Source organism: Prevotella sp. P4-51 (assembly GCF_002251455.1).
GTDB lineage: Bacteria > Bacteroidota > Bacteroidia > Bacteroidales > Bacteroidaceae > Prevotella.
Genome location: NZ_NPJM01000020.1, coordinates 1 through 12,333, shown reverse-complemented (window position 1 = coordinate 12,333; position 12,333 = coordinate 1). Strand labels below are relative to the sequence as shown.

The window sequence follows — 12,333 nt, the reverse complement described above, 5'->3', positions numbered from 1 at the left end:
CCCGTCTTCAAGGTGCAGATACTCTCCAGCTCAGCCTTTGTCAAGGCGGGCGACAAGCACTTCAAGGGCCTTGCCCCAGTGGACTGCTATCAGGAGGGAGAATGGTACAAGTACACCTATGGTGCCTCGACCGACTACAACGAGATTTCCCGTCTGCGCAAGTCCATCCTCGACCGCTTCCCCGAAGCCTTTATCGTGGCTTTCAAGGGCGGCCAGAAGATGAATGTGGGTCAGGCCATCCGCGAATTTAAGAGTAACAAGTAAAATCCTAATTAATACAACAACGGCAATGAGTTTTTTCACCAAAGAAGTAAGGATAGCATTAGCAGCCATCGTGAGCATCGTTCTGCTCTTTTTCGGCATGAATTTTCTGAAGGGCAAGAGCCTCTTCTCCAACGACAACGTATACTTTGCCAAGTTTGACAACATCAGCGGACTTACCGCCTCCAATCCCATCTTTGTCAACGGCTACAAGGTGGGTACAGTCAAGACCATCGATTTCGACTATGCCCATGGCGGCAGCGTCATCGTGGGCTTCGGCACCGACCGCCAGCTCGTCATCCCTGCCGGCACCACCGCCGAGATAGAGAGCGACATGATGGGCAACCTCAAGGTCAATCTCCTGCTCGGTCACGACGCGACCGCCACCGTTCAGCCCGGCGACACCATCACCGGCAGAGTCAACGGAGGCCTGATGGACACCGTGGCAGAGCTCGCCCCCACCATCGGACAGATGCTGCCCAAGCTCGACTCTATCATGGCGAGTCTCAATACGCTGCTCGCCGATCCCGCCGTGGCCAACTCGCTGCACAATGTCGAAGGCATCACCGCCAACCTCAACACCTCGACCCGCGAGCTCAACACCCTGCTGGGTACCCTTAACCGCAACGTGCCCGGCATGATGGCCAAGGCCAACGGAGTGCTCGACAATACCGAGCGACTCACCGGCAATCTGGCTGCAGTGGATGTGGCTGGCACCATGGCCAAGGTCGACCAGACCGTAGCCAATATGGAGCAGTTTACCGCCAAGCTCAACAGCAACGAGGGCACCCTCGGACTGCTGCTCAACGACCGCCAGCTCTATCTGAACCTCAACAAGACGCTCGTGAGCGCCGACACGCTGCTCAACAATCTGCGCGAGCATCCCAAGCGCTACGTCCACTTCTCGCTCTTCGGCAAGAAGGACAAGTAGAGCCCCGCTGCGCCTCGGGCACAGCCACCACAGACGACACCTTATTATATATAGGCAATTGGCAGACCGCTGCATGAGGTCTGCCAATTGCCTTTTTCTATGCCTCGATGGCGCGGGCTGTTCTGGCGATGACGCACAAGCTGCTGCAAGGGGCGATAAAGCTGGATGCGTGGTTTGAACTGGTGGTTGCACGCCACGAACTGTCGGTTGCAAACCACGCATTACTCCTTTCACGCCTTGATTTTATCGCAGAGATGATGGCGGCGAGGCTTGATGAGGCTGCCGACGGTTCTGCGGAGAGTAGGGTAGTGGTGGGGCTATGCAGCTCTTACGTCGTGATTTCTATGGACTTTGTCGGGGCTGTCATCGTGCTTCTATCCCTGATTAAAGCCCTTGAGGGAGTGATTTCTATGAAAATATTTTGCCACGTCTGCGTCTTTTACTAACTTTGCACTCGGAATACAAGGCGTATTCTAAGGGGTGCTTGGGCTCTTGCCCAGGCTGAGATTATACCCACTGAACCTGAAACGGGTAATGCCGACGCAGGGAAGACGTCCCCTTGATGTGTTTTTATAAAACAGAATGAAAATGAAAAAGATTGTTTGCATGGTGGCCGTATGCTTGTGCACAGCCGGCGCCATTGCGCAGACTGCCGACTCTCTGAAGATGATCAATCTGCAGGAGGTGGTAGTCAAAGGTGTGCGCGCTCAGCAGAACGCACCCTTCGCAGTAGCTAACTTCAAGAAGTCAGAGCTCCAGAGCTTTGGCAAGACCGGCAGAGAGCTGCCCTTCCTCTTCGCCAACACTCCCGGCGTGGTGGCTTGGAGTGAGAACGGTACTGGCATCGGTACCAGCCACATCCGCATCCGTGGCGCTGCCGACAGCCGTATCAACGTGACTCTCGACGGTGTAGCCCTCAACTCTCCCGAGGACCAGTGTGTCTTCTGGGCCAACATGAACTCTTATGCCGCTCTCATGGGCTCAGCCCAGATCCAGCGCGGTATCGGTACCTCTACCAACGGCGACGGTGCCTTCGGTGGTACCATCTCGCTCGCCACTGCCGCTCCCAGTCTGAAGCCCCAGCTCGAGGTCAACGGCGGTTTCGGCACCTACAACTCCTACAACGTAGGCTTCAACTTCTCTTCGGGCCTGCTCTGGGACCACGTGGTCTTCAACGGCGCCTATCATGAGAGCAGCACCGACGGATTCCTGCATGGCACAGCCGGAAGGCAGGGTTCTTATCTGGGTGCCGTGACCTACTATGGCGACAAGTTTACCCTCAGCTACAAGAATGTGGGCAACTTTGAGAAGACCGGCCAGGCCTGGAGCGGTATTACCGGCGGTAACGACGACGCCACTCTCATAGCCGACGGCATGTATACCTACAAAGACCTCTACAAGAAGGGCTTGGGCCGTTACAACTCGCTCTACGAGGGGTTGGTCTTCGACGACGATAACTATACTTTCCCCAAGGATGCCAACGGCAACTACCAGACCTACCGCTACAAGCTCAACAACGGCAAGTACTGGGACAAGACCACCGACAACTTCTATCAGAACCACAACATCCTGTCGGCTGTCTTCCAGCCTTCAGCCCACTGGAGCCACAACGTAGCCCTGCACTATACCTATGGTTATGGCTACTATGCCGAGTTCCGCCCCAACAACAAGTTCAAGAAGTTTGGTCTCACCTACTACGACAACGAGGGCAACTTTGTGAAGCGCTCTGACTTTATCCGCAAGAAGGGCCTCACCCAGCACACCTACGGTCTGGTGTACAATGCCAACTACAAGGACGACAGCTGGGATGTGCTCGGTGGTGTCAACCTGCAGCAGTTCCGCGGCGGCCACTTCGGCTACCTCACCTATATTGCCAACGAGGGTGCCAACGCCCAGTTCCGCGCCAACGGCGACTACCAGTATTACGACTCGGATGCACGCAAGAACGACTATTCAGCCTTCGTCAAGGCTACGCTGCATCTCAATGCGGCTTGGGATATCTTTGGCGATGTACAGTACCGCCACGTAGGCTACAAGACCGATGGCAAGAACGACAAGTTCTACGAGCAGGCTGACGGCACCTACAAGAACCAGATGCTCAACATCGACGAGCAGTACAACTTCGTGAACCCCAAGGCCGGTATCACCTTCCACCAGGATGGTCACAAGGCTTACTTCTCTGTAGCCTATGCCAGCCGTGAGCCCGAGCGCAACAACTTCACCGACAACGGCAGCTACGGCTCTCCCGATGCCGAGCACCTGCTCGACTTCGAGTTGGGTTACAGCTACTCAGCCCGTGACTGGAATGCCGGCGTAAACCTCTACTATATGGACTACAAGGACCAGTTTGTGCAGACCGGTGCCCAGAGCGATATCGGTGAAAACCTCACCACCAACATCGACAAGAGCTACCGCATGGGTGTCGAGCTCACCGCCGACTACAGCCCTCTGTCATGGCTCACCGTGGCTGGTAACGCCGCCTTCTCAGCCAACCGTCTGAAGAACTTTGACCAGTACTACGAGAACTGGGATGACGAGACCAATCCAGGTAAGGTGCATTATGACAAATCGACCTTGGCATTCTCGCCATCTACCATCCTTAACGGTTTCATCAACGTTCACCACAAGGCCTTCGAGGCTGTATGGCACACCAACTTCGTAAGCCGTCAGTATCTCGACAATACCGCCACCGCTCTGCGTTCGCTCCCCTGCTACTCGCAGACCAATGTCAACATGAACTACACCTTCAAGAAGGTGGCAGGCGTGAAGGAAGCCGTTCTGGGTCTGAACCTCTACAACATCTTCAACCGCCACTACGCTGCCGGCGGTTGGGTGTACAACGCCATCGGCTATGGCATGTACACCACCGACAAGCCTTACACCCAGCTGGGCTATATGCCTATGGCAGGCTTCACGATGATGGGTACGGTGACACTGCGCTTCTAACCGACGACAGCGATGGAGACATTCATCATCGACCACTGGCTTGACATCACGACCACCCTGCTGGGGTTGGCCTACATCCTCTTCGAGTACCGGGCTTCGGTATGGCTGTGGCCCGTGGGCTTTGTGATGCAGGCACTGGGCGTGGTGCTCTACTACGAAAAAGGACTCTATGCCGACTGCGGCATGGAGTTCTACTATATCTGCATGACGTGCTACGGTTTCTATACCTGGACGCGCGGTCATCGCGGCGAGGCGAAGCAGAAGTCCGACAAGCCCATCACCCACTTCGAGCGCCGGCTCATCCTGCCCTGGACTCTGCTCACGCTCACTATTTGGGGTGTCATCTACTATCTGCTGGCCTACCACACCGACTCTCGCGTGCCCGTGGCCGACAGCTTCACCACAGCGTTGAGTATTGTGGGCATCTGGGCCCTCGCGCGCAAGTATTTGGAGCAATGGCTCATCTGGATAGCGGTCGATGTGGTCACCTGTGGGCTCTACTTCTACAAGGACATACCCTTCAAGGCGAGCCTCTACGGTCTCTATGTCGTCATAGCCGTGGCAGGCTACTTCAGATGGAAGCGCGAGATGGCTAAAAGTGCATCATAGACATTGAAAAAGAAGCTGCGGCAAGGCCGTAGACTCACATAAATTTAGTAAATTTGTCTCATCAAATCAAACCAACGATTATGATGAGACAATTTTTTATCCCTTTGTTTGCGCTCATGACCACAACGGCATCGCCGCAGACCGGCTCTGAGCGCGAGCCGGTGAGCTATATCGGCGGAGAGATATGCAATCCCCGCCTGCACGATGGCGGACTGGCCTATGCCATCGGCGCTGAGAATGTACAGGTGATGCGTGCCAACCGCACCCATCCCGACGAGGCCGACGGTTATGGCTGGACTTACAACCACGCAGCCAACATCACCTACTGGCACGGCAAGTTCTATCTGGAGTATCTCTCCAACCCTGTCGACGAACAGCAGCCGCCCGGCCAGACCCTGCTCGTCACCTCTGACGACGGCCGCCACTGGAGCAAGCCCTTTGTGGCTTTTCCCCCTTATCAGGCTCCCCAGGGCGTGACCATCCCCAAGCCTTACTATGGTTACATCATGCACCAGCGCATGGGTTTCTACACCGCTCCCAACGGCCGGTTGCTCGTGGTGGCATTCTACGGTCACAGCTACAACCCCTTCAAGGAGGGAGGTATAGGGCGCGTGGCGCGAGAAATCAAGGCCGACGGCACGATGGGTCCCATCTACTTCATCCGCTACTCGTCTCACGCCCAGTGGAATGAGACCAACACCGCCTATCCCTTCTACACCAAGAGCAAGGACAAGGGCTTCCGCGAGGCTTGCCAGGCGCTGCTCGGCGACAAGCTCAAGACGCTGCAGTGGATAGACGAAGACCGCGGACTCGACGGGTTCTACAATCTCAAGGACTCCATCAACCGCGTGCAGGCCACCTCTTACTACCACCGCAAGGACGGCAATACCGTGGCGCTGTGGAAATGGTCGTATGCCGCCCTCTCTCCCGACGACGGCAAGACCTGGAGCACTCCCGTGCGCATCCCGTCGCTCATCATGGCTGGCGGCAAGCAGTGGGGGCAGCGCACGCCCGACGGGCGTTATGCCATCTGCTACAACCCTATAGAGACCCAGCCCTATCGCTATCCGCTCATCGCCATCAGCAGCGACGACGGCATCACCTACGACTCGATGTGTGTGGTGCATGGCGAGGTGCCGCCCAGACGCTTTATGGGCGAGAACAAGGACTTCGGTCCCTGCTACGTGCGTGGCATCACCGAGGGCGAGGCTACTCCCCCGGGCAACGACATGTGGCTCGCCTACACGGTGAACAAAGAGGATGTGTGGGTGGCTCGTGTGCCCACCCCCATCCGTACCAAGTGGACGGGTCCGGTCAATGACAACTTTGACAACATCAAGCCCCACGGCACCGTGACCGACTGGAATATCTACCGTCCGCGCTGGGCTGATGTCTATGTCAACGACCGTCATCAGCTCTGTCTCACCGACTCAGACCGCTACGACTATGCCCGCGCCATTCGTGTGTTTGAGGCTAAGCCCAAGACCGATATCAGTCTCGATGTGCAGGTGGCTGCCGAGAACGATGATCCCTTTGAGGTCGATGTGACCGACCGCCACGGTGTGCGCATCGTCTGCGTGAGTCTGCATGGTGGCAAGGTGGTGGCCAATGGCGAGGCTGTGGGCAGCTATAAGCAGGGCGAATGGCTCAGCCTCAATATCCGCATCGTCGATGGTGGGGTAGAGGTGCAGGGTCATAAGTTGCTGGCCATGCACAGTGCCCAGCACCCCGAGCGACTGAGTCTGCGCACCGGCGAGTATCGCGACCTGCCCAACCGCAACACCCCCAACCAGGAGAAGTGTCCGCCGCTGCCCGGTTGTGATGAGCGCATAGCTCCGGCTATGTATATTATAGATAATGTACGCGTAGACTGACCGCGTTACAGATAGCACGCAACCCAAGATGACTGCTCCGCAGCGAGGCGTCATCTTGGGTTTTCTGTTGGTGGAAAGGACGGTGGCGGATGGCTGCTTTCCGGTGATGATTAGTGACGGAAAACTGCTGATCCTTGTTTCTGTTGTCGTCGTTTTCACTCCTGTCGTCGTGAAGGTAGGTAGTATCTTTATAGAAAAAACGAATAAATCGCTTTGTGTATCTCTCGGTTTTCACTACCTTTGCACCCGATATGAAACAAAGTATATTTAATTCACAATCATCCCTGCGTTTCAAGCGGTTCTCAAACAAGGGCTATGCGCTCTTTGCTTGTCTGGGCCGCGTGGTACTGGTGGGAGTGCTGACGGTGCCTACCCTCAGCCACGCCAAGGCTGGAACGCTGACCACACATGTGGAGGCAGCTGCTGACACGCTGAGCCGCAAGGAGATGAAGCTCGACGAGGTGGTAGTGACCGGCTCTCGGGCTCCGCTGACCGCTTTGCAGTCGGCCAAGATCGTGAAGGTCATCACGGCCGACGACATTCATCGTGCGGCGGTAGAGACTGTCAACGATGTGTTGAAATTAGCCACGGGCGTGGATGTCCGTCAGCGCGGTGGCTTTGGTGTACAGACGGACATCTCAATCAACGGCGGTACGTTTGACCAGATTACCATTCTCCTGAATGGCGTCAACATTTCCAACCCACAGACGGGTCACAACGCCACCGATTTCCCTGTTTCTCTTTCCGACATTGAGCGCATCGAGGTTCTCGAGGGTGCCGCTGCTCGTGTGTTTGGTACCTCTGCCTTCAGCGGTGCCATCAACATCGTGACGCGCCGCAACGAGGACAAGGGTCTCGACCTGAACCTCCAGGCCGGTTCGTTTGGCACCGTGGGTGGCGACGCCCGCGTGACGCTCGGCGGCAAGGTCAACACGCATGTCAGCGCGGGCTATATGCGCTCCGACGGCGGTACGACCAACAGCGACTTCGACAAGGGTCATGTCTTTGCCGACGCCCGTATGAGTACGCGCCATGCCGACCTGGATTTCCAGCTCGGAGTGAGTCAGCAAGACTACGGAGCCAGCACTTTCTACTCGGCAAAGTACAATGACCAGTGGGAGAAGACCACTCATCTGGTGACATCGTTGGGCGCGACAATCAAGAACGTATATCGCGACCTGGAAATCAAGCCCACGGTGTATTACAACAAGTTCATCGACCACTACCAGCTTATCCACGGCAAGACCGGGGCTCAGGCCGGAGAGAACTATCACAACCTCGACGTGATGGGAGCTTCGGTCAACGCCCACATGAGTTGGCTCCTGGGCAAGACGGCTGTGGGTGCCGACTTGCGACACGAACATATTCTGAGTACGGCTTATGGCGAACTGATGGCAGAGCGCGACTGGGAGAAGATCCATGGCAGCGACCGCAAGTACGACCATAAGGGCAGTCGCACCAATGCCAGCTTCTTTGCCGAGCACAACGTCATCCTGGGTGGTTTTACCCTCTCTGCCGGCGTGTTGGCCAACCGCAATACCGGACTTGACAGCCGTATGCGCTTCTATCCCGGTATTGACCTGAGTTATCGTCCTTCAGACGCGTGGAAACTGTTTGCATCATGGAACAAGGCACTTCGTATGCCTACCTACACCGACCTCTATACCGCCAACAGTGTGCAGCAGGGCGACCGCACGCTCAGACCCGAGCGCAACGATACCTATAAGACCGGTTTGAGCTACCGCACACAGGGCGTAGAGGCCACCGCGAGTGCCTTCTACAGCCGTGGCAAGGACATGATAGACTGGGTATATGCCACAGCCGAAAGCACCAAGTACAAGGCGATGAACATAGGTCGTCTGACCAATATGGGCTATAATGTAGAGGTGGCTCTCCATCCCACGGAGTGGGTAGCCTCGTCGCCCATCACGGCAGTCACTCTCGGCTATGCCCGCATCCACCAGCGCCATGCTACTGACGAGCCTATCTATCGCTCGCTCTACGCGCTGGAATATCTGCGCGACAAGTTTACAGCCTCGCTCTCCCACCGCATCTGGCGTGCCCTGTCTGCCCGTTGGGATATGCGCTGGCAGCACCGCATGAACGGCTATCACCCTTATGCCAAGGTCGATGCCAAACTGCTGTGGCGCCAGCCCCGTTATGAGCTCTACCTGAAGGCCGACAATCTGACTGCTCACCGCTACTATGACCTCGGCGGCGTGCGTCAGCCCGGACTGTGGCTCATGGCTGGTGCGAGCATCCATCTGTAACACAGGCTGCAGAGAGTCAGGCTGCGGAAAACCGCAGCTGACAGTAATCATCATCATAGTATTAACCCTTATCCGCAATGCCCATAACCCGGCGTTGCGGATAATTATTTTTATGGTGTAGGTCATCTCCGCTGCGGCGTAGGTCATCTCGGGAGCGGTAAAGGTCATCTCCCGCTCGGTGAAGATACCCTCCAGCTATGTGGAGGTGGTCAGGGTGGTGGCGATGATGGTGGCGGTGGTGCTGCGGGTGATAGAAACAAGAAGAGGAAGCACTTGCTGTCTCTGGTGCTTCCTCTTCGTTGATATGGATGGGGTGAATAGATGTCTGTAGTGGGTTGCCGTCGCCACGGGAGGGCGATGCTGGCTATTTCTTCAACTTGAACGAGTTCTCGATGCTTATCACCTCGTCTTCGAAGGCCTTGTCGACCTTGATGCGCTTCTCTATCTGCGAGCAGCTGTGGATGACGGTGGAGTGGTCTCTGCCTCCGATGAGCTTGCCTATACGTGAGGCGGGCATCTTGGTATACTTGGCGGTGAAGAACATGGTGAGCTGTCGCGGCACCACGTAGTCGCGCTTGCGGCTCTTGCTGTAGATGGCGCTCTGGGTCACTCCGAAGTGGTTGCAGACCTTCTCGAGGATGTCGTCGACGGTGAGCGGACTGTTGTCTGTCTTGATAGCCCGTTGTATGATGCGCTCGACGAGCCGCATGTTGATGGGGCACGAGTAGACCACGCTGTAGGCGAGCAGCGAGTTGATGACGCCTTCGAGGTCGCGCACGCTGCCGTTGGCTGTCTGGGCGATATAGGTGATAACGTCATCGGGGATGCTCAGCGCATCACGTCTGATTTTCGACTTGAGGATGTCCACGCACAGCTCTTCATTGGGTTTCTCCAGCTCGGCTATCAGTCCGCACGAGAATCGCGAGAGCAGACGCTCGTTCATATCCTTGAGTTCTACCGGCGAGCGGTCGCTGGCGAGGATGATGCGTCGTCCGTTCATGAAGAGGTGGTTGAAGATGTGGAAGAAGGTGTTCTGGGTGCCAGGCTTGCCCTCCCACTCCTGTACGTCGTCGACGATGAGCACGTCGATGGTCTGGTAGAAGAGGATGAAGTCGTTGATGGTCTTGCGCATCACGGCATTGGTGTACTGTACCTCAAAGAGTCGTGCGCTCACATAGAGCACTCGCTTCTCGGGGTATTTGTTGCACACGTGTACGCCGATGGCGTTGATGAGGTGGGTCTTTCCACAGCCCGGGGGACCGTAGATAAACATGGGGTTGAACTTGCTGTTGTTGGGGTGCTCGGCTATCGACTGTCCTACCGACCGGGGCAGCTTGTTGCTGGCTCCCTCGATGTAGTTGTCGAACGTCTGCCGCGGGTTGAGCCTTGGGTCGAGTCGCTGAGGCCCCTGCGCTTCGCCGCGCTGAGGCTGCACCATGCGCTGGCGTTGGGGCTGTCGGGCTGGGGCAGCCTGCATCTCCGACTGCATCATCGGCGGTTCGCCTATCTCATTGTCCTGCGACTTTGCCACAAAGTATTGCAACTGCGTATGCTCACCAAAGACCTGGCGCAGCACATGGCGGAAAAGTTCTACATAATTGCCTTCGAGATACTCACAGACATAGCGACTTGCCACTTGGATAGTAACCGTCCGTTCTGCCTCCTTGTAATGGAGGAAGACCAACGGTTTGAACCACGTAGCATATTGCTGGGGGGTTACACTGTCGCTTATCAGCGCAAGAACCTCTTCCCAACGGGCGTCAGGAGTCACTTTCATCTGCGGAATAATCTTGTAGTCTCTCTAAGTTTAGCAATTATCTTTTATTCATCATCACGCTATTAGATTCACAGCAAGTAGATGACTTATCATTGTATGCTCGCTTGCTAATTGCAGTTCTGCAAATTTCGGAAAAAAAAACGAGATATGCAAATTTATCTTTTCTTACTTGTTTTTGTCATTTCTGCAACCATCAGATTATCAGCTATTTTCGCTGAGATGGCGGCGGTTGTTGCCGGGGTAGCTATTGTGGTTGCGTAAATGGTTGATATTTAGCGCGTTTTCCGCTCTGGCGCCGTGAGCTTGGCTCCTGTAGTGAAACATCGTGCCTCTTGCGCCCCAAAGCCCATAAAGGCAAGCGCATCGGGGGCTGCCCGAGGTGCGTGAAACATACCCGCTGTTAATTTATACGAAATCTATATAAATAATGAATATCACTTTGGCGCGATTTTGATGTTTTGGCGCTCTGAGAGCCATAGCCTCTACCGTAAAACGGCATTAGGCCCTTAGGTGTGATATTTTAATAACTGCTCGCATTGTTTTGTTTTTTTAATTCGCAATAGCTCGCTATTCCTGCTGTGGGTAACGCCTTCGGCTAATCGCAACACTTACAGCGTTGCAATAATAGTGGGGTATCTTACCCAGGGTAGCGTGCTTTCGCCCGCAACCCTGGGCTATGTAATCGCAACTCCTACAGAGTTGCCAAGGGTGCGTACCATCTACGATAGGCTACCCCATCATTGTATGCGCACAACACACCACGGGCAAACACCATTCCTCCATTGTGTGCGTACCATCAACGATGGACTCATATAATATCATTGGGTGCGTGCCGGCATCGATGGATTTCCCGTTTATTGACGTTGTGGGCGTTTCATCTACGATGGATTTGCTGTATGTTACCGTTGTGTGCGTGCCATCCACGTTGGATTTGCTGTATGTTACTGTCGGGTGCGTGCCGGCTTACTATCGCAAGCTATAATTCACACACAACCTTTAACTTATCCATTATTCAGTCATATTTTTTTTGTTTGCAGGAGGGACGTTGGCATAATAACAACGCAAGAAGCGATATACATCTTTTCTCCAACATAAATTGTCTTTTATCCCAATATAAGTAGTGTATTCCTTTTTACGTGTCTTATGATAGTATGAATGACCTCACTTAGAAAATGGGGGAGCTATTTAAGTACTATAAATTTGCAGAAATAAATACTGTCATCATCCATGCCCCATTAATACGCTTAAAATAACTCTTAAAGAAGCAACCAGTATATGGAATATATATATATTCTTCCATGGTCGAGTCTTTTAGTGTTGTATATCGTTTCTTAAAATTCTGGGAATAACAACAAGAGTCCGCCAGACTTAAATATAGATCGAAATCAGTTTTTTCATCCCAAACAAAGGTCTGTATCATCGAGTCAGCATATTCATCTCCGTTTGCCAAATATTCCATATACAAGTCACCATTGATACCTTCAACTTTGGCTTGAAGGCGTTTCTTTTGAAATTCTTTATCCTTATGAAATTTCTCTATAAATACGGAGAAATCCTCAAGAGGAATATTTTTCTTTATTTTCAACGTTTCTGTTTTACAATCTGCATTTTCTTCTTGAAATCGTTTTTGATTGTCAGAGCATGAATAAGTGCAGATGATGCAGA

Annotated in this window: 9 protein-coding genes, 1 pseudogene and 1 riboswitch; of the genes and pseudogenes, 8 read left to right on the top strand and 2 right to left on the bottom strand. The window is 54.2% G+C overall.

Features of this window, described 5'->3' with window-relative positions; genetic code table 11:
• From CIK94_RS14310 to CIK94_RS14305, 8 genes and pseudogenes are all read left to right on the top strand, one after another.
• Nucleotides 1–264: pseudogene (locus tag CIK94_RS14310) on the top strand (N-acetylmuramoyl-L-alanine amidase); the annotation flags it as partial.
• Nucleotides 265–289: 25 nt separating this feature from the next.
• Nucleotides 290–1,192, top strand: a complete 903-nt coding sequence (locus CIK94_RS02570) for an MlaD family protein (RefSeq protein WP_022309779.1) — start codon at nt 290–292, stop codon at nt 1,190–1,192.
• Nucleotides 1,193–1,320: 128 nt separating this feature from the next.
• Nucleotides 1,321–1,638: a hypothetical protein gene (locus CIK94_RS02565; RefSeq protein WP_144007764.1), complete on the top strand. Its 318-nt coding sequence runs from the start codon at nt 1,321–1,323 to the stop codon at nt 1,636–1,638.
• A gap of 20 nt (nt 1,639–1,658) precedes the next feature.
• Nucleotides 1,659–1,757: riboswitch (TPP riboswitch) on the top strand.
• Nucleotides 1,758–1,780: 23 nt separating this feature from the next.
• Nucleotides 1,781–4,138: a TonB-dependent receptor gene (locus CIK94_RS02560; protein ID WP_094421149.1), complete on the top strand. Its 2,358-nt coding sequence runs from the start codon at nt 1,781–1,783 to the stop codon at nt 4,136–4,138.
• Nucleotides 4,139–4,150: 12 nt separating this feature from the next.
• Nucleotides 4,151–4,747, top strand: coding sequence for a nicotinamide riboside transporter PnuC (gene pnuC, locus CIK94_RS02555; RefSeq protein WP_094385439.1), 597 nt, complete (start codon nt 4,151–4,153; stop codon nt 4,745–4,747).
• A gap of 80 nt (nt 4,748–4,827) precedes the next feature.
• On the top strand, nt 4,828–6,621 hold the full coding sequence (locus CIK94_RS02550; protein ID WP_144008275.1) for an exo-alpha-sialidase: 1,794 nt from the start codon (nt 4,828–4,830) through the stop codon (nt 6,619–6,621).
• Between the two features lie 251 nt (nt 6,622–6,872).
• Entirely contained in the window at nt 6,873–8,891 is a 2,019-nt protein-coding gene (locus CIK94_RS02540) for a TonB-dependent receptor (protein ID WP_094421141.1), read from the top strand.
• 178 nt (nt 8,892–9,069) lie between these two features.
• Nucleotides 9,070–9,222 (top strand): hypothetical protein, encoded by a 153-nt coding sequence (locus tag CIK94_RS14305; RefSeq protein ID WP_158216500.1) that lies wholly within the window; start codon nt 9,070–9,072, stop codon nt 9,220–9,222.
• A 33-nt stretch (nt 9,223–9,255) separates the two neighbouring features.
• Here the strand turns inward: CIK94_RS14305 and dnaA are convergent, their stop codons facing one another.
• Nucleotides 9,256–10,668, bottom strand: a complete 1,413-nt coding sequence (gene dnaA / locus CIK94_RS02535) for a chromosomal replication initiator protein DnaA (protein ID WP_094421138.1) — start codon at nt 10,666–10,668, stop codon at nt 9,256–9,258.
• 1,192 nt (nt 10,669–11,860) lie between these two features.
• Nucleotides 11,861–12,333 (bottom strand): hypothetical protein (locus tag CIK94_RS02530; RefSeq protein WP_158216499.1); only part of this gene is annotated, 473 nt, incomplete at its 5' end.